Consider the following 21895-nt stretch of genomic DNA (forward strand, 5'->3'; position numbering starts at 1 on the left):
AAATGGCACAAAAAACTATGATCCAAGCAATTACAGATGCCTTAGCTCTTGAATTAGAGAAAGACGAAAATGTCTTAATCTTCGGTGAAGACGTTGGTAACAACGGTGGGGTTTTCCGTGCAACTGAAGGTTTACAAGAAAAATTTGGTGAAGACCGCGTCTTCGATACACCTTTAGCTGAATCTGGTATCGGTGGATTGGCTTTCGGTCTTGCCTTGCAAGGTTACCGTCCAGTTCCTGAAATCCAATTCTTTGGTTTCGTTTTTGAAGTATTTGACGAAATCGTTGGTCAAATGGCTCGTACGCGTTACCGTATGGGTGGAACTCGTAATATGCCAATTACTGTTCGTGCCCCATTTGGTGGTGGTGTTCATACACCAGAACTTCACTCAGATAACTTAGAAGGATTAATCGCACAATCACCAGGTGTTCGTGTTGTTATTCCATCAAACCCTTACGATGCAAAAGGACTATTAATTTCATCTATTCGTAGCAACGATCCAGTTGTCTACTTAGAGCACATGAAATTATACCGTTCATTCCGTGAGGAAGTGCCAGACGAAGCTTATGAAGTGCCTTTAGATAAAGCGGCTGTAACTCGTGAAGGAACAGACGTATCAATCATCACTTACGGCGCTATGGTTCGTGAAGCGATTAAAGCAGCTGATAGCTTAGCGAAAGACAATATTTCAGCAGAAATCATTGACTTACGTACAGTGGCTCCTTTAGATGTGGAAACAATTATTAACTCTGTTGAAAAAACTGGCCGTGTGGTTGTCGTTCAAGAAGCACAAAAACAAGCTGGCGTTGGCGCTATGGTTGTTTCTGAAATTTCTGAACGTGCCGTATTATCATTAGAAGCACCAATCGGACGTGTATCTGCTCCAGATACAATCTTCCCATTCGGACAAGCAGAAAATATCTGGTTACCAAATGCGAAAGATATCGAAGCAAAAGCTAGAGAAATCGTCGAATTTTAATAGTTATTCGAAGTAGATAAACGAAGAATTAAACAGGTGGAATACGGCTATAGGCATGAAATGTTCAGCTACTATAGTCGTTTCCCCGCGTTTTGCTCCTAAGAAAATAGACAGATCCAACGAAGAAGGGAAGACTTAAAAAATGGCTTATCAGTTTAAATTACCGGATATCGGTGAAGGGATTGCCGAAGGCGAAATCGTTAAATGGTTTGTAAAACCTGGCGATACAATCAACGAAGACGATACGTTATTAGAAGTACAAAATGACAAATCAGTGGAAGAAATTCCATCACCAGTAACAGGTACTGTAAAAAATATCGTTGTACCAGAAGGAACAGTTGCAAACGTTGGTGACGTGTTAATCGAAATCGACGCACCTGGTCACGAAGATAACGATGCAGCACCAGCAGCTCCTGCACAAGAACAAACACCAGCACAACCTGCTGCTGTACCAACAACCGAAGCAGCTGGCGGATTTTTCCAATTCAAATTACCAGACATCGGTGAAGGAATTGCCGAAGGCGAAATCGTTAAATGGTTCGTTAAAGCGGGCGACACAATTAATGAAGATGATTCATTATTAGAAGTACAAAATGACAAATCAGTAGAAGAAATTCCATCACCAGTAACAGGTACTGTAAAAAATATCGTTGTACCAGAAGGAACAGTTGCCAATGTGGGTGACGTGTTAGTTGAAATTGACGCACCTGGTCATAATTCAGCAGCACCGGCAGCCGCAGCACCAGCTACTGACGCTCCTAAAGCGGAAGCATCAGCTCCAGCCGCTTCAACAGGCGTAGTTGCAGCCGCTGATCCAAACAAACGCGTTTTAGCAATGCCATCTGTTCGTCAGTATGCGCGTGAAAAAGACGTTGATATTACACAAGTAACTGCAACTGGTAAAGGTGGCCGTGTCATTAAAGCGGATATTGATGCCTTTGTCTCTGGTGGTTCTCAAGCAGCACCAGCTACTGAAGCTGCCGCAACAGAAGCAGCACCTAAAGCGGAAGCCGCTGCACCTAAAGCAGCGCCAAAAGCCTTTACTTCTGATTTAGGCGAAATGGAAACACGTGAAAAAATGACACCAACACGTAAAGCAATTGCTAAAGCAATGGTTAACAGCAAACACACTGCTCCTCACGTAACATTACATGATGAAGTAGAAGTTTCTGAATTATGGGATCACCGTAAGAAATTTAAAGATGTTGCTGCTGCAAACGGTACAAAATTAACATTCTTACCATACGTTGTAAAAGCATTGACTTCAACTGTTCAAAAATTCCCAATCTTGAATGCATCAATCGATGATGCAGCACAAGAAATTGTTTACAAAAATTACTTTAACATTGGTATCGCTACTGATACAGATCATGGCTTATATGTACCAAATGTTAAAAATGCTAATACGAAGAGCATGTTTGCTATCGCTGATGAAATCAACGAAAAAGCAGCATTGGCTATCGAAGGCAAATTAACTGCACAAGATATGCGTGATGGTACAATCACAATTAGTAACATTGGTTCAGTCGGTGGCGGCTGGTTTACACCAGTAATCAACTACCCTGAAGTTGCTATTTTAGGCGTTGGTACAATTGCACAAGAACCAGTTGTTAATGCAGACGGCGAAATCGTTGTGGGACGCATGATGAAATTATCATTAAGCTTTGACCACCGTATCGTTGACGGCGCAACTGCTCAAAAAGCAATGAACAACATTAAACGCTTATTAGCTGATCCAGAATTACTATTAATGGAAGGATGATTAACAAATGGTAGTAGGAGATTTCGCCATTGAACTAGATACAGTCGTAATCGGAGCTGGTCCTGGAGGATACGTTGCCGCAATTCGTGCCGCAGAAATGGGTCAAAAAGTTGCGATTATCGAGCGTGAATACATCGGAGGCGTTTGTTTAAACGTTGGATGTATTCCTTCAAAAGCTTTAATTGCTGCTGGACATCATTACCAAGAAGCACAAGATTCTTCAACTTTTGGTGTAACAGCTAAAGGAGTCGAATTAGACTTTGCAAAAACACAAGACTGGAAAGATAACACAGTTGTTAAATCATTAACAGGCGGAGTTGGCATGTTATTGAAAAAACACAAAGTAGAAATTATTGAAGGCGAAGCATTCTTCGTTGACGAAAATACATTGCGTGTTATTCACCCAGACTCAGCACAAACTTACTCATTCAATAATGCTATTGTAGCAACAGGTTCTCGTCCAATTGAAATCCCAGGATTCAAATTTGGCGGACGCGTGTTAGATTCTACAGGCGGTTTAAACTTAAAAGAAGTTCCTAAAAAATTCGTTATTATCGGTGGCGGTGTCATCGGTGCTGAATTAGGTGGCGCTTATGCTAACTTAGGTTCAGAAGTAACAATTTTAGAAGGTAGCCCGTCAATTTTACCAACTTATGAAAAAGATATGGTTAAAGTTGTCACAGACGACTTCAAGAAGAAAAACGTAACAATCGTGACTTCTGCAATGGCTAAAGAAGCTGTTGACAATGGCGATAGCGTCACTGTTAAATATGAAGTTAACGGAAAAGAAGAAAGTGTTGAAGCAGATTACGTAATGGTCACTGTTGGACGTCGTCCAAACACAGACGACTTAGGCTTAGAACAAGCGGGCGTTGAAATTGGCGAACGTGGTTTAATCCCAGTTGATAACCAAGGACGTACTAACGTGAAAAACATCTTCGCAATCGGCGACATCGTACCAGGTGCTGCGTTAGCGCATAAAGCAAGCTACGAAGCAAAAATTGCTGCTGAAGCAATTTCTGGTAAGAAAGTTGCAGTTGATTACAAAGCAATGCCAGCTGTTGCCTTTACTGATCCAGAATTGGCAAGCGTTGGTATGACTGTTGCAGAAGCAAAAGAAGCGGGAATCGAAGCAAAAGGCTACAAATTCCCATTTGCTGGTAACGGCCGTGCAATCTCTTTAGATAAAACTGAAGGATTCATGCGTTTAGTTACAACTGTAGAAGACAATGTCATCATCGGTGCACAAATTGCCGGTGTCGGTGCAAGTGACATGATTTCTGAATTAGCTTTAGCTATTGAATCTGGCATGAATGCAGAAGACATTGCTTTAACAATCCACCCACACCCATCATTGGGCGAAATTACTATGGATACAGCTGAATTGGCTTTAGGTTTACCAATTCATATTTAATAGTATCACTTTGTCGCACGACAGATATAATGCGCCTTTTGCACTTGTTGCATTAGCCACAGCAAGTGCAAAAGGTGTAAAAAAACAACGACTTTCTCGGAGTCGTTGTTTTTTTATGCTCTGTTCTTTCTTTTACGGTATTTAAGAGGTGTTTCACCCGTTTCTTGTTTAAAGATACGGACAAAATAGCTATCTTCAACAAATCCTAAATCTTCACTGATTTGGGCGATCGTTTTATCTGTCTCCAAAAGAAGCTGTTTAGCCCATGTGATTTTTAATTGTCGATAAAATTGACTAAAGGGAATACCAAACTCCTCTTTTAATAAACGACTTAAATACGTTGGTGTCAAATGAACAAGGTCTGCCAGTTCTTGTAAATTTAAACGTAGCGATTTGTTTTCCCAAAGGGCATCTAAAACCGGTTGTAATTGCTTATTTTTAGTTTGATAGGCACTTGAAGGAGTTAATTGAGCAGTTAATAAAGTTTGTTGAATATCTTTTTGGATCATATTTAATGGCTCCAGTTCTTCTTTTCGCGAACTAATCTGTAAGGATTGTTTGTACGTATTGATTAAATAATCTTTTTTGATGGCTTCAGAAATAATATATTGGCTTAGATCAGCGATTAATGTCGCGCTCTTTTCTAAGTCTGCTAGTTCTAAAACAGGGTATTGTTGATACAGCTCTTGGTGTGTTGCTAAAAATTCTTGAATGAAGGCATCATTCATGGTTAAAACCTGTTCTAACTCTTCTTGGTGATCTTCGAGCAAAACTTCACCAGCCATAATGGCTCCTACATACTGGTCATCAACAATAATGGGGATGGCCATATCAACGATATTAAAGTGACAACGGTAGATAAAAGGCTGACCAGTGCGAACGGCTTCCAAGCCACCACGAGCATCACATTTTTCACAAAGTTTCGAGAGCTCAGGGGAGTGACGTACCAGTTGGCAAAAGGGTTGAACTTGACTATGTTTCGTCACAGGACGACCTTTATAATCGACTAAAATAATGGCTAAACGAGTGCTTAAGGCCAATGATTCTTGCAATTTTTCCCACTTTTCTAAATCTAAAATATTTTTTAATTCTACAGTCATAAGGCAATCCTTCAATCTAAAGTTTAAAAATCATAATATTTTATTATTTCACAAAATAATTCTATCATTTTTTGCAAGAAAACGATACCAAAAGTTCAATGCTTTTTGGATGAAAGCGTTTTATACTATGTATGTAAACAAAATATAGGAGGCTATCAACATGAGAAAAGCATTGATTTTACCAACGAAATATGTTCAAGGGGAAGATGAATTACTAAACTTAGGTTACTTCGTTTCAACTTTTGGAAAAAAAGCGTTACTAATTGCAAATCCTGCTGACGTTGATCGTGTACGTCCACAATTGGAAGAAACAGCGAAAAAGTTTGACATTACCTTCGTAGAGGGTGGCTTTAGTGGAGAAGTAACGCGTGAAGAAACAAAGCGCTTGCAAAACGTTGGACAAAAAGAACAAGCAGACTGTATCATTGGTTTAGGTGGCGGTAAAGCAATCGATGCTTCAAAAGTCGTAGCAGAAGGTGAAAACTTAATTATTGTACCAACGATTGCGGCTCAAGATGCACCAACTTCGCATTCAGCTGTACTATATCATGAAGATGGCTCATTTGATGATTATGCTTACTTTAAACAAAGTCCAAGCGTCGTGATGGTTGATACAAAAGTGGTTGCCAAAGCGCCAACTAGATTTTTAGTTGCTGGAATGGGGGATGCCTTATCCACATATTTTGAAGCACGCGCAACACACAATTCATATTCTCGGGTTAATGCTAGTTTGCCAATGGGTTCAAGAGAAGGCTTAACGCCTGCTGCTAGCGGCACATATGCAGCTTTGGCCATGGCAAAACTTTGCTGGGAAAACCTCCAGGAAGATGGGTTAAAAGCGAAATTAGCTTGCGATGCAAATGTGGTTACTGAATCATTGAATAAGATTATCGAAACAAATATCTTACTTTCAGGCTTAGGTTTTGAAAGTGGTGGTTTAGCTGCAGCGCATGCGATTCATAACGGTATGACAGTCTTACCTGGTGCGCACAGTTATTTACATGGTGAAAAAGTAGCCTTTGCAACGATTGCACAACTTGTATTAGAAGATGCAGCAAAAGACGAATTAGAAGCTGTTTTAGACTTTAGTGCTTCTGTAGGTTTACCATTAACGCTTTCAGACATTGGTGTCGATGAAATCACTTATGAAGAAGCGTTGGAAGTAGCCAAAATTGCTTGTATTCCAGAAGAATCAATTCATTCAATGCCATTCCCAATTGTCGTTGAAGAAGTAGCGAATGCAATCATTGTTGCAGATAAAGTCGGACAAGAATATAAAACAAGACATAAATTAGATTAAGGAAGTGTCCACATGAAAGCAGATATTTTACTCGTTTCACATAGCAAAATGATTACAGATGGTATTAAAGAGATGATTGAACAGATGAACGCCAGTGAAGAAATTACGATTCATTCACTTGGTGGCACATCAGATGGTTCATTAGGTTCAGATCCAATGAAAATCATTGACACGATTAACGAAGCGGACTCTGACCGAGAATTTTTAATTTTTGCCGATTTAGGCAGTGCCGTTTTAAGTTCAGAATTAGCTTTTGATATGCTAGAAGAAGACCAACAGAAACATTATCATTTAGTCGATGCACCATTGGTTGAAGGTGCCTTTGCGGCAGCAATTACTGCAGGTGTCTCAGATGATTTGACGCAAATTTTAGCAGAAGCTCAAAATGCTGGTAAGAAAGGGTGGAACTAAATGAAAAAAATTATTAATGAACCTGGTAAAATTGTCGAAGAAATGCTCCAAGGAATTGTGAAAAGCTATGGAAACCTTGTTCATCAAGTCGAAGATTCTCGCGTGATTGCTCGCAACGACTCAAACAAACAAGTTGGGTTAGTATCTGGTGGCGGAAGTGGTCATGAGCCTGCACATGCTGGGTTTGTTGGTGATGGAATGTTAAATGCCGCAGTTTTAGGTGATGTCTTTACTTCACCAACACCAGATCAAATTTTAACAGGGATCCAAGCGGCAGACCAAGGGGCCGGTGTTCTGTTAATCGTAAAAAATTATACAGGCGATATTTTGAACTTTGAAATGGCCAAAGATATGGCTGATATGGAAGACATTCATGTAGAAATGGTCGTTGTCGATGACGATATAGCTGTCGAAGATAGCACCTATACCGCTGGAAAACGCGGCGTTGCCGGGACTGTTCTTGTCCATAAAATTTTAGGACATCATGCCCGCCAAGGTGCTTCTTTAGAAGAGCTCGTTTCTTTAGGAGAAAAGATTGTAGCAGCCACGAAAACAATTGGAGTGGCTTTAAAAGCAGCCACTGTGCCTGAAGTTGGCAAACCAGGTTTTACTTTACCAGAAGATGAAATTGAATTTGGCGTAGGGATTCACGGAGAACCAGGCTATCGTCGTGAAAAAATCCAACCATCGAAAGAGTTAGCGAAAGAATTAGTTGAAAAAACATTAAGTAGCTATGAACAACAACCACAAACAGTTGGGATACTTGTCAATGGCATGGGCGGCACGCCATTAATGGAACAATTTGTATTTATGAACGACGTGCTAACATTATTAGAAGATAAAGGTGTTCAAGTGACCTTCCATAAAGTGGGTAACTATATGACGTCTATTGACATGCAAGGATTATCTTTAACGATGATTGACTTGGCGACAAAAGACTGGCAAACAGCGCTAGAAAGCAATGTAACAACAATTTCTTGGTAAGGGTGATAAAAGATGGAATTAACAGTAAAAGACATTCAAACATGGTTAGACAATTATTCAAAAGTTATTGAAGAAAAAAAAGACTATTTAAGTGAATTAGACACGCCGATTGGTGATGGGGATCACGGTAACAACATGGCTCGTGGTATGGCTGAATACAAAATTGCGTTTGACAAAAAAGTACCAACAACAATCACGGAGACATTTAAAGTCCTATCCATGGCTTTGATTTCAAAAGTTGGCGGAGCTTCTGGTCCTTTATATGGTACTGCGTTTATGAATATGACTAAAGCGACAAAAGATTTGGAAACCATCAGTTCGCCAGAGCAATTAAAAGAAATTGTTCAGCAAGGTCTAGCTGGGATTCAGATGCGCGGCAAAGCTGAACCAGGAGATAAAACGATGGTTGATGTCTGGGCACCTGTTGCTGAAGTAATTGGAACGGAACAATTTAATGAAGAAAAAATTGAACAATTTGCTGAAGCAACAAAAGATTGGGTGGCGAAAAAAGGACGTGCCTCTTATTTAGGGGAACGAGCAATTGGTCATATTGATCCAGGAGCAGCATCTAGTGCATTATTATTTGAAGAACTAGTCAAAGTAATCAATCAATAACAGTGAGAAAAAAGTTTAGCAAGTGCCTCTCTTGAAGCGCTTGCTAAACTTTTTTATAAATAATGGTTTCTTTTGTTCATCTATGGGATAATTTAAGTAACAAAAAATAACAAAGATAGACAAATGGGGGATTTAAAGATGAAAAAGCATGTGATTGTGGGATGTTTATTAATCGTTAGCTCAATGTTTGTAAGTGCTTGTGGAAATTCGTCAGACGTGACCACGGAAAAAACCAGTGTCACAAAACAAGTCGAAGCTACGGGACAAAGCACATCCTCTTCTGTAGACCAAACCAAGTATGATGCCATTATTACAGAAGCTAAAAAGTTAACGGCAGAGGGGCAATATAAAGAATCAGAAGAAAAATTAGCTACGATCCCTGTTAGCGATTTAGGGAAACCACACTATTCGATCGTTAAAGAAACGGTTGAGAAACTAAATAATCAAAATAATGAAGGCTTAAAAAGACAAGAAGAAGTCGCGGTTGAAAAGCAAACGAAGTCGAGTCCGGCACAAACAGAATCACTTAAACCGATTCCAGATGAATTTGCTAAATGGGCAACCACGTATCTTTTTTATTATCCACGAGGAGATCAAAAGCAAGCGGGGTTAATCATTGAAGCGAATGGAGCGGTCACGCAGACGAATACGAATGGCGAAATTTACACAGGAAAAGCCGAAATAAGTGGAGCTTCGGGCACTATTTTAAGTTATGATACGACTAATTATCGCCCGACGACCCAACCAGCTACAAAATCGATTACTCCAAATGTTAAAATCACTGTTACTTGGAACAATGGCGGCGGTGTTGATGTTTATTATGGCTACGTTTCTTATTCACAACGTTTAGCTTTGACAGATGGTATCGCCGTGACAGACGGGGTCAAAGAAGTTTGGCTTTCATAAAAAGAGCTAGATATTCAAGCAAAAACTTGAATGTCTAGCTCTTTTGTTGATTGAATCGGGGGATTTAAATACTTAGTTTCGATAAGAACGAACGGTATTATTAATAGCAGAAATACTATATTTTAATTCATCTTCTAACGTTTGATCAATGTCTGTGTCTAAAGTTTCTGCAAACATGGCTTCATATTCAGCGATAGAAAGTTCTGTCCGATTATCCAGCAGTGCTAAATGAGTTTCTTTTTGTAAATGATTTTGATAACCAGCTACTAATTCACCAGTGAAAAATTCAGCGACAGCACCAGAACCATAACTGAATAACCCAATTTGATTGCCTGCGGTTAAAGTCGTTGCATTTTCTAAAAGGGAAATGAGCCCCAGATAAAGTGAACCCGTATACAAGTTTCCTACGCGACGACTATAGACGATGCTTTCTTCATAACGGGCTAAAATTCGTTCCTGTTCTGCTTCAGTTTGGTCGGAGATTTTTGCTAATAAGGCTTTTTTGCCCATTTTTGTGTAAGGGATATGGAACGCTAAAGCATCATAATCTGCAAAATCAAGACCGGTCCGTTTTTTATGTTCATCCCAGACTTGGGCAAAAGATTGGATGTAGGTTTCGTTTGACAAAGGACCATCGACCATAGGATACGGATGGCCTGTTGGACGCCAAAAGTCATAGATATCTTGCGTCAGCATCACATTATCCTCTTTTAAAGCCAAGATGCGCGGTTCACTAGAAACTAACATTGCAACCGCCCCAGCTCCTTGTGTAGGCTCACCGCCAGAATTTAAGCCATATTTTGCAATATCTGCTGCTACAACCAAAACTTTTTTATCTGGATGTAAGGCTACGTGATTCTTAGCTAACTGTAAGCCTGCTGTTGCTCCGTAACAAGCTTCCTTGATTTCGAAAGAGCGAGCGAAAGGTTGAATCCCCATTAAACGATGTAAGACAACTGCGGCCGCTTTTGACTCATCGATACTGGACTCAGTCCCGACAATCACCATATCAATGGCCTCTTTATCTTCTTTGGTCAAGATCGCTTCTGCGGCATTGGCTGCAAATGTCACAATATCTTGGCTGATTGGGTTCACCGCCATTTGGTCTTGTCCAATACCAATATGAAATTTTCCAGGGTCTACATTTCTGGCTTCAGCCAGTGCCGTCATATCAATATAATAAGGGGGCACAAAAAAACTAATTTTATCAATCCCAATTGTCATTTCTTTAACTCCTTTACGATAAATAGATTCATTATATAAAATAGCACGAAATGAACCAAAATGGGGAATTTTTGTATTAACTTCATAGATTATTAAAAAATATCTTATAAGTCTGTTAACATTCAGTAATTGGCACTTGTGATTCTGGGATTTTATGATATATTTCAAGATGGAGGTGCATTTAGTTGAAAACAGTAGTTATTATTGATGCATTACGAACACCAATTGGAAAATATAAAGGCAGCTTAAGTCAAGTAAGTGCCGTAGACTTAGGAACACATGTTACAACACAACTTTTAAAAAGACATTCCACTATTTCTGAAGAAATTGATCAAGTAATCTTTGGAAATGTTTTACAAGCTGGAAATGGCCAAAATCCCGCACGACAAATAGCAATAAACAGCGGTTTATCTCATGAAATTCCCGCAATGACGGTTAATGAGGTCTGCGGATCAGGAATGAAGGCCGTTATTTTGGCGAAACAATTGATTCAATTAGGGGAAGCGGAAGTTTTAATTGCTGGCGGGATTGAGAATATGTCCCAAGCACCTAAATTACAACGATTTAATTACGAAACAGAAAGCTACGATGCGCCTTTTTCTAGTATGATGTACGATGGGTTAACGGATGCCTTTAGTGGTCAAGCAATGGGCTTAACTGCTGAAAATGTGGCCGAAAAGTATCATGTAACTAGAGAAGAGCAAGATCAATTTTCTGTACATTCACAATTAAAAGCAGCTCAAGCACAAGCAGAAGGGATATTCGCTGACGAAATAGCCCCATTAGAAGTGTCAGGAACGCTTGTGGAGAAAGATGAAGGGATTCGCCCTAATTCGAGCGTTGAGAAGCTAGGAACGCTTAAAACAGTTTTTAAAGAAGACGGTACTGTAACAGCAGGGAATGCATCAACCATTAATGATGGGGCTTCTGCTTTGATTATTGCTTCACAAGAATATGCCGAAGCACACGGTCTTCCTTATTTAGCTATTATTCGAGACAGTGTGGAAGTCGGTATTGATCCAGCCTATATGGGAATTTCGCCGATTAAAGCCATTCAAAAACTGTTAGCGCGGAATCAACTTACTACGGAAGAAATTGATCTGTATGAAATCAACGAAGCATTTGCAGCAACTTCAATCGTGGTCCAAAGAGAACTGGCTTTACCAGAGGAAAAGGTCAACATTTATGGTGGCGGTATTTCGTTAGGTCATGCGATTGGTGCCACAGGTGCTCGTTTATTAACGAGTTTAAGTTATCAATTAAATCAAAAAGAAAAGAAATATGGCGTGGCTTCTTTATGTATCGGCGGTGGCTTAGGACTCGCTATGCTACTAGAGAGACCTCAGCAAAAAAAAAACAGCCGATTTTATCAAATGAGTCCTGAGGAACGCCTGGCTTCGCTTCTTAATGAAGGCCAGATTTCTGCTGATACAAAAAAAGAATTTGAAAATACGGCTTTATCTTCGCAGATTGCCAATCATATGATTGAAAATCAAATCAGTGAAACAGAAGTGCCGATGGGCGTTGGCTTACATTTAACAGTGGACGAAACTGATTATTTGGTACCAATGGCGACAGAAGAGCCCTCAGTGATTGCGGCTTTGAGTAATGGTGCAAAAATAGCACAAGGATTTAAAACAGTGAATCAACAACGCTTAATGCGTGGACAAATCGTTTTTTACGATGTTGCAGATCCCGAGTCATTGATTGATAAACTACAAGTAAGAGAAGCGGAAATTTTTCAACAAGCAGAGTTAAGTTATCCATCTATCGTTAAACGGGGCGGCGGCTTAAGAGATTTGCAATATCGTGCTTTTGATGAATCGTTTGTATCTGTCGACTTTTTAGTAGATGTTAAGGATGCAATGGGGGCAAATATCGTTAACGCTATGTTGGAAGGTGTGGCCGAGTTGTTCCGTGAATGGTTTGCGGAGCAAAAAATTTTATTCAGTATTTTAAGCAATTACGCAACGGAGTCGGTTGTTACGATGAAAACGGCTATTCCAGTTTCACGTTTAAGTAAGGGGAGCAATGGCCGGGAAATTGCTGAAAAAATTGTTTTAGCTTCACGCTATGCTTCATTAGATCCTTATCGGGCAGTCACGCATAACAAAGGGATCATGAATGGCATTGAAGCTGTAGTTTTAGCTACAGGAAATGATACACGCGCTGTTAGCGCTTCTTGTCATGCTTTTGCGGTGAAGGAAGGTCGCTACCAAGGCTTGACTAGTTGGACGCTGGATGGCGAACAACTAATTGGTGAAATTTCAGTTCCGCTTGCTTTAGCCACGGTTGGCGGTGCCACAAAAGTCTTACCTAAATCTCAAGCAGCTGCTGATTTGTTAGCAGTGACGGATGCAAAAGAACTAAGTCGAGTAGTAGCGGCTGTTGGTTTGGCACAAAATTTAGCGGCGTTACGGGCCTTAGTCTCTGAAGGAATTCAAAAAGGACACATGGCTCTACAAGCACGTTCTTTAGCGATGACGGTCGGAGCTACTGGTAAAGAAGTTGAGGCAGTCGCTCAACAATTAAAACGTCAAAAAACGATGAACCAAGACCGAGCCTTGGCTATTTTAAATGATTTAAGAAAACAATAAAAAAACAGTTCAGCAGAAATTATTCTGCTGAACTATTTTTTTTCACATTAGGTAGACGTTTCAGGCCACGAATTGGTTTTACTTTTAAGACATCTAAGAAGAAAGTGAACACAGGGATTCCTACAATAAGTCCCCATACACCAAAGAGACGCTCACTAACTAATAAGATGACAAACGTATAAAAGATTGGTAACTCTGTTTTACTAGACATGAATTTAGGATTTAGCACGTAAGATTCAAATAAATGGACGATTGTAATTAAAGCTAAGATATAAATCACATCGTTCAAGCCGCCTTGGGAATAAGCGATGAAACTTAGCGGAATGCAGGAAATAATCACACCAGCAACTGGGACTAAGCTCAAAATGAAGATCATAATGGCTAAACTAGGTAGCTGAGTAAAGCCGATTATCGCCAAGGCCAAGGTAGTAATGACTGTATTCACCACAGCAATGAAAAACTGAGCTTCCATCACGACACCAAATGTGTTGACGAACTTGTTGGCAAAATAATAGATATCCTGAAAAAACCAATCAAAATCACTTTTTAAAAATAACTTAGAAAAATCGGCCATTTGCTTCTTCTCAATCATAAAGAAGAAACTTAAAATAAAGGACATGACAAATGATAAGCCGACAGCACCAATATCTTGAATGTAGCGTAAAATCATTGAAGCGCCATTCTGGAGTTGAGAGAGTAAATTAGATTTTTCCAAGTATTGATCAATAAATTGCAATACTTGATTTGTATCTGTATGTGGACTTTGATAAAAATCAACTACAGAATTAATCATTTGAGTCGTTTGGTTAACTAGAACGGGAACATATTTAGTAATCGCTAAATAGATTAGAAAAACAACCAATGCATAGGTTAAGAGAACGATGACAATCGTCGGGATTTTCATATAGCGTTGAACAAAATGGACCAAACGAACAGCTAAATAGGTAAAGATAAATGTTAAAAGAATTGTTGTAATCATACTTCTGGATAAATAAAGCACAAAAATAATCAAAGCAAGGACGCAAAAACGTCGCAAACGTTCATTTTGAATAAATTTTTGATACAAACTCATAGGGGAAACTCCTTCTTTACTGAATAATCAATCCTGTTAAGAATAACATAACCATACCGATGGCAGCTAGGCCGCAAACAATAATATGGCGGCGTTTGTACATCACTACAATGGCGATGAACTCTCGAATAAACGCGTTAGGTAAAAAATAAAAAGCGGTTTTTGCACCAATGCCATCAGCTTTTAAGCCAGCCATTCGAGCGAAAAGACCCGCTCGGAAAAGGTGATAATTGTTTGTAGTAAAAATGGCTTGGAAATTAGCATTTCCAAAATCCTCAATCATTGTTTCTTTGGAAAAACGCATATTTTCTAGTGTGTTTTTTGAATGAGCTTCTACTAAAATATCATCATCAGGAATACCTTGTGTCAAAGCATACATTTTCATCGCGACACTTTCAGGAAGTAATTCATCGGGACCTTGGCCACCAGACATGACGATTTTTGGCGGATTTAACGTTGCGCGATTTTGAGCCTTGTAAAATTGAATGGCTTTGTTGATGCGGGCTTGCAATAACGGCGGCACAATCTCACCATTGATTAACCCCGAACCTAACACAACAATATAATCCTGTGTATATTTTGGCTGATTAAATTGATACAACGTAGAAACAGTTAAAAAATTATAAAAAACAAACGCGAAATAAGTCAAAATAAATGGCGCAATAGTTAATGGTAAGGAGAGCCAAGTTGGTAACAACGATTGAAAAAAGAAATTATAAATTAATAGTAATGTTAAGCCAATTGCCAGCAACAACGTCAACAAGTTCCCTAGAGACCGACCTTCTTTTCTCATAACAACGACCGCATTCCAATAGAGGAAAATAATTAAGGCATAGAGTCCTAAAGCCAAAGCGATAAAAATCGCCAGCAGGGCAATAATTGCTAAGGTGATTAGAAAGTAGTTGTTTGTACGAATCGCAGTAATCCCTAAATAAGTCGCTAGAACCACAAGAAAAATATTAAATAATGTTCCATTCAGTAAACGCCTTTTTTCTTTGAAGTAGAAGAGCGCAAACAAGCCAAAAAAAGCAATGGGAATTAAAAAGAAGGCTGTGCCACGAATGATTTCTAAATATAAAACATATGAGAAGAACATAAAGACGGTCCAGCCAAACATCCACGGCAACCAATCGTGTTCTTTTTTCTTTTTTCGCCACGAAGGAATGAAAAAGAGACCCAATAAATAAACACCTAAAAAGGTTAAATCACCATAAAATTGCATAAATAAACTCCTTTAAAACATTTTTCCTCTTCAGTATAACGAAAACTCTTCAAAAAAAATAGAGGAAGCACTTAGTTTCAGAAAGTTTTCTTGTTCTTTTTTTTATAAAAAAAAACCTGACGATTAACGTCAGGTTTTTGAGTCAGTATTGTTTAATTAAGCTTTAGTAACGTTAGTTGCTTGAGGGCCACGTTGACCTTCTTCGATTTCGAAAGTTACTGCTTGACCTTCTTCTAAAGTTTTGAAGCCGTCACCTTGGATAGCTGAGAAATGTACGAATACATCGTTTCCGTTTTCTGCAGTGATGAAGCCAAAGCCTTTGTCTGAGTTAAACCATTTTACTGTACCTGTTTCCATAATAAATATCCTCCTAGATGTGTGTTATAACACATTCATATTTTGCAATTACTTGAAAGGTGAAAAATGTGGAAGATGTTTATTTGAAACAGCTACCCATATTACCGAACAAAAACTACATCTATTACTATAGCATACTAACTGGTTTTTGTATAGCGATAACCTTATTTTCTTTTTTATCGGATGTTTTTTAAAAACTAGAAAGTGAAGATAAGGCTGTTATAGTGCTGTTTCAATAAGACTCAGAAAAAAAGCCCATTGTAAGGCGCTTTCTTACAATGGGCTTTTTGCCTGTTTTTAATAACGGAGGATAGCCGCTAAAGATTTTTCATCTGGTGCAGCTTTTTGGTCTAAAACAAAAACTTGACCGCCGTTTTGAATGACTTGGTAAGCAATGGTGTTTAAAAGTTTGCGGCGATCGTACTCTTCAGATGACATTTCATTGTTTTCAGTAACAAAGAGTGACGTTGCAATAAAAAGATGGGAAATTTTGCCGTCAGCTGCCGCTGGCGAAATATCTGTAAATTGATCTAAGAATTTACGATCTAGTAATTTGTTATAAGAAGCTGTTTCTTTTTCTTTTAACTCTGCAGCTATTTTTTCACTAGCGCTGCGGATATCTTGAATGGTTGCTTGTGCAGGTGAAGCAGCAACTGAAATTGAGCAATCATAATAAGGATTTTTAGCAATCTTTTTAAAGAGTGTTTGGTTTTCTGGTAAAGCATAAAGATAAAGCGGTAATTTTTCAGGATTATCCAGTTGATCTTTTAAGAAAGTATCGACTGCTTGATAGTAGTTCACCCAATCAATTTCAACTTCTTTATCTTTAGTATTGATGCTATGATAAGCGACACCTTCTTTAGAACCGTTAGAACTACCTTGAGTTGAAAAGTTTAAATTACCACCCGTTAATTCATCACCTAAAGCTGTGACCACGTCTGTTGGCGCGTCTTTAGGCAATTCAACAGGAGTCACAGTCGTATGATCGACCTTGTAAAGTTTCATTGAATCGCGATTTAGAGCAAGTAGGTAATAATGGTAGTTAAATTGTTTGTCTTTGACTAGTCCAAGTAAATAAGGAATCGTGTCCACGTAATATTGATCGTCAACGGGCACATCTAATCGTTGAACAAAGGTGTTTTCTGGAGATAAGATGATTGAAACACTTGCTGTGCCGTTGCGCCAGAAGGAAGCATCAGCTAGAAGTGCGTCAATTTTTTCTTGGAAAACAGCCCATTTTTCCTCAGGAAATTTTTTTTCAAAGCGTGTTTTTGCCGCTTTTGCAAAATTTTTCAAAACAAGCGAATCTTTTTCTACGTTTTGATGAGCGACATGGGTGTTAAACAAGAAAGTAACAAACGGTCCATGAACTTCTTCAGAAAATAATGTTGATAAGCTATCTTTTTTTTGATTTGCCATAATAAAATCCCCCTTCTAAAAGTAAGTGTAGCACAGGAAATCGAATGTTTAAAACAATATGTTCAATAAAAGAAAGCGCTTTAAAGAATCTAAATAAAGGACTGTTAATGGTGTTCTAATAAAAGTTTTATAAAAAATATAGCTGAAACTCATGATAAAAAAGGCACAAACCACTATACTTACGTTATGCCAATTATCCCGAATTGGTTTTTTCATACTTACTCCTACCAAGAGTAAATAACAACCTTCATTTCCACCACAGACGACGGTCGTGGTGGTTTTTTTATTTAGGTTCTAGTTTTTGCTATTAATTGACTAGGAGAAGTGAACGCTCTTTAAGAATTTGTCATTTCAAATTTACGGAACCGCAAGAAACGTTTTGCTTCTTCCTCTAACTGAGTAATTTCTTCTTCTGTTAACTCTTCCGTAGTAATGTGAATATGTAACTCTTTTTGTGTGCTTGTCATAGGTGCCTGATGATTGATCTCTGTTTGTTGGGTGCGGCCCATTAAATAGTCCAAGGAAACAGAAAAATAGTCTGCTATTTTTAAAAGATTCTCTACTTTAGGCGAAGAGGTATCCCAACGACGAATTTGTCCATTGGAAATGCCGACGTTTCTTTCTAATTGGGCGAGGGTTAATTGCTTTGACTGAGCTAGTTGTTTAATGCGAGAAATTAAGGTCATTTCAAGTCCTCCTTGTGTTTTCCGTTTGCTAATTTTAAATTAGCGTAAAAGCGAATGGTTGTCAATTGCGAGCGTGTAATAAGAAGGTGAACATCTCATGAGTGATTTTTTAGAAAATTTCCGATGAAAAAAAGAAGAAATAGAGTTATTATTAGTAAGTAAACTGTTTTGGAGCGAGAGGGGATGAATCAATGGAGAAAATTAAAAGTTACCAAGAGGATTCTGAAGTGCAGAAAAATCGTTGGTGGATCTTAGTTTCTGTGGCTATGTTTACCTTCATGTCTACATTAGATTCCAGCATTGTAAATATTGCTTTACCGACTATTTCAAAAGAAATGTCCGTACCCATGAATCAAGCGGAATGGGTCGTATCTATTTATTTAATGGTTGTCTGTGCTTGTTTATTATTATTTGGAAAAATTGGCGACAGTTTTGGAAAAATAAAAGTTTATCGAATTGGCACGGTTATTTTTACGATTGGTTCGTTACTTTGTGGCTTTAATCAATCGCTGAGCTTTCTATTATTTGCGCGAGTCGTTCAAAGTATTGGTGCTAGCATGACCATGGCGACCAATTCAGGAATTATTACGGAAGTATTCCCTTTAAATGAAAGAGGGCGGGCGCTTGGTGCAGTAGGTGCCTTTGTCTCTTTAGGCGCGATTGCTGGTCCTGGGATTGGTGGATTGATCTTATCAAACTTTTCTTGGTCGTATATTTTTTGGATTAATGTTCCTGTGGGGCTAGTTACAATTTTAATTGGCGAAAAGTTTCTACCAAAAGATATTACAAAAACAAAAGAAAAAATCGATTTTTCAGGATTTGCTTGTATTGCCATTGCGATTATGACGTTCTTCGGCGGGATTTTCCTCGGACAAGAGAGCGGGTTTGGCTCGTTACAATCCTATTTATTGTTCATTATTGCAGTAATCGCATTAGGATTATTTATAATGGTTGAACGAAAAAGAAAAAGCCCACTTATTAAGTTCGCAATTTTTAAAAACAAAATTTTTACATTAAGTTTATTGTCCGCCGTTTTAATTTTTGCCTCAAACTTTTTTGTAAATGTTGTCATTCCATTTTATTTGCAGGATGCACGCAAACTAAGTGCTAGTTATGCTGGTCTATTAATGATGGTATTTCCGTTATTAATGGTGGTTGGGGCTCCTCTGAGTGGCTATTTGACGGATAAAATTGGCCCAGCTATTTTAACGTTTGGCGGATTGTTGCTCTTGTGCTGTACGTCGTTAATGTATATGTTTTTAGATATGAACTCGCCCATCTGGTATTATGTGATTGCAACGGCCATTATGGGCTTGGGAAATGCACTTTTCCAGTCTCCAAACAATACAATGGTTATGAGCAGTGTTGAAAAGCAAGATTTAGGTGTAGCAGGAAGTATGAATTCTTTTGCTAGAAACTTAGGGATGGTCATTGGGATTGCGTTGTCAACGACCATTTTATATCGTGGTATGAGCGAAGCCTATGGTGAACGAGTAACCACGTATCTGGCTAATCGCCCAGATATATTTATTGTGGGAATGCGTGAAACCTTTTTTGTCGCCTTTCTATTATGTGTGGCGGCCTTTATATTAACGATTTTACGTTTTCGGAAAACAACCAAATAAGTAAAAAGAAGCAGACGAGAAAGATTCATGATTTTTCTCGTCTGTTTCTTTACTAGCTAAGAAAATAAGCAAATGCGATTGTATATTTCTAATTCTCTGTTACAATAAAGAAAGTAAACTGTACTAAACTGTACTACTTTTAAGAATGAATTTGACGATTAATTATCATAAGAGTGTGTAGAAAATACCGTAGGAGGAATACAAATGGAACTGATAGGACATGGACATTCATGTATTGAAATTCGTCTAAACGACGGCACGAACCTTTTATTTGATCCTTTTATTAATGGCAACCCTTTAGCGGACGTTTCACTTGAAGATTTACACCCTGATTACATCTTAATCACTCACGGACACAGCGATCATATTGGCGATATGCTAGCAATTGCTCAAGCCAACAAGGCAACAATTATTGCGATAGCTGAAGTGGCTACGTATGCACAGTCGCAAGGGGTAAAAGCGCATGGAATGAATCTAGGTGGGCGTTATGTCTTTCCTTTTGGTTCGGTTAAATTTGTGCCAGCTTTGCATAGTTCCGGTTATGAAATAGACGGCGTAATGACCTACATGGGCGAAGCAAGTGGGATTATTTTAGAAGCAGAAGATAAAAAAATTTATCACGCTGGTGATACGGCGTTGTTTTCAGATATGCGCCTTTTTGCAAAAGACAAATCCATTGATGTAGCGTTCTTACCAATTGGCGATAATTATACGATGGGACCAGAGGATGCGCTAGAAGCAGTCTCTTACTTAAATCCCAAAATAACAATTCCAATTCATTACAATACCTTTCCTGTTATCCAACAAAATCCAGCAATATTCGCAGAGCAAGTAGTTGGCGGGAAAGTATTAAACCCAGGAGAGACGATCCTAGTTTAGGAGGAAATTATGGCGACGAAACATGATCAAATTTTAAAACATATTGAAGAATTACCAATTGGCGATCGAATCTCTGTTCGAAGCATTGCCAAAAGTTTAAGTGTTAGTGAAGGAACAGCGTATCGGGCCATCAAAGATGCAGAAAATATTGGGCTTGTTTCCACCATTCAACGTGTTGGTACGATACGAATTGAGCGGAAGTTAAAAAAACATATTGAAAAATTAACATTTGGTGAAGTGGTCCGGATTATTGAAGGGGATGTGTTAGGCGGTAGCTCTGGTCTAGACAAAGTCCTTAATAAATTTGTAATTGGTGCGATGACAGAAACCGCGATGACGCGATATATTACTCCAGGCTCCTTAATGATTGTTGGTAACCGCCAAGGTGTGCAAAAGCTTGCTTTAGAAAATGGGGCAGCCGTTTTAATTACAGGTGGATTTGAAACATCTGAAGAGATTGCGCAGTTAGCAGATCGTCTGGGTATGCCTGTCTTGAGAACCACATATGATACATTTACTGTGGCTACTATGATTAACCGTGCTTTAAGTGATCAGCTGATTAAAAAAGACATTTTACTCGTCAGTGATATTTATACAGCGCTTGAAAAAACCAATTATTTGTTGACAACTCAAACGATTGCAGATTATCAGGCATTATCTGAAAGTACCCATCATTCTCGTTTCCCAGTAGTAAATAAGAAATTACGTTTAGTGGGGATTGTCACAGCCAAAGATGTCATTGGTAAAAGTGAACATTTAACCGTGGATAAAGTCATGACAAAGGATCCCAATGTTGTGAAAAAGATGATGAGTGTAGCGAGTGTCAGTCATCAAATGATTTGGGATGGTCTAGAAGTCATGCCGGTGGTGGAAGATGATTTAGCGCTTGTTGGAATTGTTTCTCGCCAAGATGTGATGAAAGCCATGCAATTGGTGCAACGACAACCACAAATTGCAGATACAATTTCAGATCAAATTTCCGGGGAAGTGATGCCTGTTGAAGAAAATGGCAAAGAAACAACCCGTTTTCGTTTTTCGGTTGCGCCCCAAATGGTTAACAGTGTTGGTACCATCTCGTTCGGTGTCCTAAGTGAAATTATTTCTAACGTGACACAACGAACAATGTTGATGAATCAAAAAAGAAATGTATTAATTGAACAAGTGAATCTACATTATTTGCGGCTAATCCAGTTGGAAAGTGAATTGGACATTCGTCCACGGATTTTAGAAATTGGTCGTCGCTCTGCAAAATTAGATATTGAAGTTTATTTAGAAAATGTCATTGTGGCAAAAGCAATTGTTGTTTGCCAAGTGATGGAGAGAACGTAGGAGGCTACAAAGA

At 38.7% G+C, this 21895-nt stretch carries 19 protein-coding genes; 12 read left to right on the forward strand and 7 right to left on the reverse strand.

The genetic code is table 11. The annotated features are described in order from the left end of the window. Positions 1-2 precede the first annotated feature (2 nt). The 3 genes from IGJ90_RS05970 (at position 3) to lpdA (ending at position 4156) form a co-directional block, all read left to right on the forward strand. A complete protein-coding gene (locus IGJ90_RS05970) occupies positions 3-980 on the forward strand; it encodes an alpha-ketoacid dehydrogenase subunit beta (protein WP_002357767.1) in 978 nt (325 codons plus the stop codon). 142 nt (positions 981-1122) lie between these two features. Continuing rightward, the gene (locus tag IGJ90_RS05975) at positions 1123-2742 is read left to right on the forward strand and encodes a dihydrolipoyllysine-residue acetyltransferase (protein WP_002366601.1); all 1620 of its coding nucleotides are present in this window, start codon (positions 1123-1125) and stop codon (positions 2740-2742) included. Positions 2743-2749: 7 nt separating this feature from the next. Continuing rightward, entirely contained in the window at positions 2750-4156 is a 1407-nt protein-coding gene (gene lpdA / locus IGJ90_RS05980) for a dihydrolipoyl dehydrogenase (RefSeq protein WP_002357765.1), read from the forward strand. Positions 4157-4269: 113 nt separating this feature from the next. Here the strand turns inward: lpdA and IGJ90_RS05985 are convergent, their stop codons facing one another. Then, the gene (locus tag IGJ90_RS05985; protein WP_025186610.1) at positions 4270-5256 is read right to left on the reverse strand and encodes a PocR ligand-binding domain-containing protein; all 987 of its coding nucleotides are present in this window, start codon (positions 5254-5256) and stop codon (positions 4270-4272) included. Positions 5257-5416: 160 nt separating this feature from the next. On the opposite strand from IGJ90_RS05985, the gene IGJ90_RS05990 reads away from it, so the two are divergent. The 5 genes from IGJ90_RS05990 to IGJ90_RS06010 all read left to right on the forward strand — a co-directional run bounded on the left by IGJ90_RS05990 (position 5417) and on the right by IGJ90_RS06010 (position 9472). Continuing rightward, on the forward strand, positions 5417-6556 hold the full coding sequence (locus IGJ90_RS05990; protein WP_002363858.1) for a glycerol dehydrogenase: 1140 nt from the start codon (positions 5417-5419) through the stop codon (positions 6554-6556). 12 nt (positions 6557-6568) lie between these two features. Next, entirely contained in the window at positions 6569-6967 is a 399-nt protein-coding gene (gene dhaM / locus IGJ90_RS05995) for a dihydroxyacetone kinase phosphoryl donor subunit DhaM (protein WP_002357762.1), read from the forward strand. Further along, positions 6968-7951, forward strand: coding sequence for a dihydroxyacetone kinase subunit DhaK (gene dhaK / locus IGJ90_RS06000; RefSeq protein WP_002366604.1), 984 nt, complete (start codon positions 6968-6970; stop codon positions 7949-7951). It abuts the gene before it with no gap. Positions 7952-7963: 12 nt separating this feature from the next. Then, positions 7964-8566 carry a dihydroxyacetone kinase subunit DhaL gene (gene dhaL, locus IGJ90_RS06005; protein ID WP_002360441.1) on the forward strand — a complete coding sequence of 201 codons (603 nt, stop codon included), beginning with the start codon at positions 7964-7966 and terminating at the stop codon, positions 8564-8566. A 123-nt stretch (positions 8567-8689) separates the two neighbouring features. Continuing rightward, positions 8690-9472 (forward strand): hypothetical protein, encoded by a 783-nt coding sequence (locus tag IGJ90_RS06010; RefSeq protein WP_016614996.1) that lies wholly within the window; start codon positions 8690-8692, stop codon positions 9470-9472. Positions 9473-9544: 72 nt separating this feature from the next. Here IGJ90_RS06010 and IGJ90_RS06015 read toward each other — a convergent pair whose 3' ends face one another. Beyond that, positions 9545-10696, reverse strand: a complete 1152-nt coding sequence (locus tag IGJ90_RS06015) for a hydroxymethylglutaryl-CoA synthase (RefSeq protein WP_002366606.1) — start codon at positions 10694-10696, stop codon at positions 9545-9547. 185 nt (positions 10697-10881) lie between these two features. Between IGJ90_RS06015 and IGJ90_RS06020 the strand changes: the two genes are divergently transcribed. Continuing rightward, positions 10882-13293 (forward strand): hydroxymethylglutaryl-CoA reductase, degradative, encoded by a 2412-nt coding sequence (locus IGJ90_RS06020; RefSeq protein ID WP_002408551.1) that lies wholly within the window; start codon positions 10882-10884, stop codon positions 13291-13293. Between the two features lie 19 nt (positions 13294-13312). Here the strand turns inward: IGJ90_RS06020 and IGJ90_RS06025 are convergent, their stop codons facing one another. The 5 genes from IGJ90_RS06025 to IGJ90_RS06045 form a co-directional block, all read right to left on the reverse strand. Further along, positions 13313-14365, reverse strand: coding sequence for an AI-2E family transporter (locus tag IGJ90_RS06025; RefSeq protein ID WP_002357754.1), 1053 nt, complete (start codon positions 14363-14365; stop codon positions 13313-13315). Between the two features lie 16 nt (positions 14366-14381). Continuing rightward, positions 14382-15587 carry a YdcF family protein gene (locus tag IGJ90_RS06030; RefSeq protein ID WP_002382277.1) on the reverse strand — a complete coding sequence of 402 codons (1206 nt, stop codon included), beginning with the start codon at positions 15585-15587 and terminating at the stop codon, positions 14382-14384. A 156-nt stretch (positions 15588-15743) separates the two neighbouring features. After that, positions 15744-15944: a cold-shock protein gene (locus IGJ90_RS06035; protein ID WP_002357750.1), complete on the reverse strand. Its 201-nt coding sequence runs from the start codon at positions 15942-15944 to the stop codon at positions 15744-15746. A 297-nt stretch (positions 15945-16241) separates the two neighbouring features. Continuing rightward, positions 16242-17363 carry a baeRF6 domain-containing protein gene (locus IGJ90_RS06040; RefSeq protein ID WP_002366608.1) on the reverse strand — a complete coding sequence of 374 codons (1122 nt, stop codon included), beginning with the start codon at positions 17361-17363 and terminating at the stop codon, positions 16242-16244. Between the two features lie 335 nt (positions 17364-17698). After that, a complete protein-coding gene (locus tag IGJ90_RS06045; RefSeq protein ID WP_002366609.1) occupies positions 17699-18049 on the reverse strand; it encodes a helix-turn-helix domain-containing protein in 351 nt (116 codons plus the stop codon). A 191-nt stretch (positions 18050-18240) separates the two neighbouring features. Here IGJ90_RS06045 and IGJ90_RS06050 point away from each other — a divergent pair, with 191 nt between their 5' ends. The 3 genes from IGJ90_RS06050 to IGJ90_RS06060 all read left to right on the forward strand — a co-directional run bounded on the left by IGJ90_RS06050 (position 18241) and on the right by IGJ90_RS06060 (position 21882). Then, positions 18241-19674, forward strand: coding sequence for an MFS transporter (locus IGJ90_RS06050; protein ID WP_002366610.1), 1434 nt, complete (start codon positions 18241-18243; stop codon positions 19672-19674). Positions 19675-19878: 204 nt separating this feature from the next. After that, positions 19879-20553: a metal-dependent hydrolase gene (locus IGJ90_RS06055; protein WP_002366611.1), complete on the forward strand. Its 675-nt coding sequence runs from the start codon at positions 19879-19881 to the stop codon at positions 20551-20553. A 9-nt stretch (positions 20554-20562) separates the two neighbouring features. Further along, entirely contained in the window at positions 20563-21882 is a 1320-nt protein-coding gene (locus IGJ90_RS06060) for a DRTGG domain-containing protein (protein ID WP_002357743.1), read from the forward strand. Positions 21883-21895 lie beyond the last annotated feature (13 nt).

The organism is Enterococcus sp. AZ129 (genome assembly GCF_051714505.1).
Classification (GTDB): domain Bacteria; phylum Bacillota; class Bacilli; order Lactobacillales; family Enterococcaceae; genus Enterococcus; species Enterococcus faecalis.

What these genes read in the sequence shown, in the direction of transcription:
- dhaL (WP_002360441.1), top strand. Translation starts at nt 7,964, where the DNA reads ATGGAATTAACAGTAAAAGACATTCAAACATGGTTAGACAATTATTCA.
- IGJ90_RS05970 (WP_002357767.1), top strand. Translation starts at nt 3, where the DNA reads ATGGCACAAAAAACTATGATCCAAGCAATTACAGATGCCTTAGCTCTT.
- IGJ90_RS06050 (WP_002366610.1), top strand. Translation starts at nt 18,241, where the DNA reads ATGGAGAAAATTAAAAGTTACCAAGAGGATTCTGAAGTGCAGAAAAAT.
- IGJ90_RS06015 (WP_002366606.1), bottom strand. Translation starts at nt 10,696, where the DNA reads ATGACAATTGGGATTGATAAAATTAGTTTTTTTGTGCCCCCTTATTAT.
- IGJ90_RS06040 (WP_002366608.1), bottom strand. Translation starts at nt 17,363, where the DNA reads ATGGCAAATCAAAAAAAAGATAGCTTATCAACATTATTTTCTGAAGAA.
- IGJ90_RS06035 (WP_002357750.1), bottom strand. Translation starts at nt 15,944, where the DNA reads ATGGAAACAGGTACAGTAAAATGGTTTAACTCAGACAAAGGCTTTGGC.
- IGJ90_RS05985 (WP_025186610.1), bottom strand. Translation starts at nt 5,256, where the DNA reads ATGACTGTAGAATTAAAAAATATTTTAGATTTAGAAAAGTGGGAAAAA.
- IGJ90_RS05990 (WP_002363858.1), top strand. Translation starts at nt 5,417, where the DNA reads ATGAGAAAAGCATTGATTTTACCAACGAAATATGTTCAAGGGGAAGAT.
- dhaM (WP_002357762.1), top strand. Translation starts at nt 6,569, where the DNA reads ATGAAAGCAGATATTTTACTCGTTTCACATAGCAAAATGATTACAGAT.
- IGJ90_RS05975 (WP_002366601.1), top strand. Translation starts at nt 1,123, where the DNA reads ATGGCTTATCAGTTTAAATTACCGGATATCGGTGAAGGGATTGCCGAA.
- dhaK (WP_002366604.1), top strand. Translation starts at nt 6,968, where the DNA reads ATGAAAAAAATTATTAATGAACCTGGTAAAATTGTCGAAGAAATGCTC.
- IGJ90_RS06055 (WP_002366611.1), top strand. Translation starts at nt 19,879, where the DNA reads ATGGAACTGATAGGACATGGACATTCATGTATTGAAATTCGTCTAAAC.
- IGJ90_RS06010 (WP_016614996.1), top strand. Translation starts at nt 8,690, where the DNA reads ATGGGGGATTTAAAGATGAAAAAGCATGTGATTGTGGGATGTTTATTA.
- IGJ90_RS06045 (WP_002366609.1), bottom strand. Translation starts at nt 18,049, where the DNA reads ATGACCTTAATTTCTCGCATTAAACAACTAGCTCAGTCAAAGCAATTA.
- IGJ90_RS06060 (WP_002357743.1), top strand. Translation starts at nt 20,563, where the DNA reads ATGGCGACGAAACATGATCAAATTTTAAAACATATTGAAGAATTACCA.
- IGJ90_RS06025 (WP_002357754.1), bottom strand. Translation starts at nt 14,365, where the DNA reads ATGAGTTTGTATCAAAAATTTATTCAAAATGAACGTTTGCGACGTTTT.
- IGJ90_RS06030 (WP_002382277.1), bottom strand. Translation starts at nt 15,587, where the DNA reads ATGCAATTTTATGGTGATTTAACCTTTTTAGGTGTTTATTTATTGGGT.
- lpdA (WP_002357765.1), top strand. Translation starts at nt 2,750, where the DNA reads ATGGTAGTAGGAGATTTCGCCATTGAACTAGATACAGTCGTAATCGGA.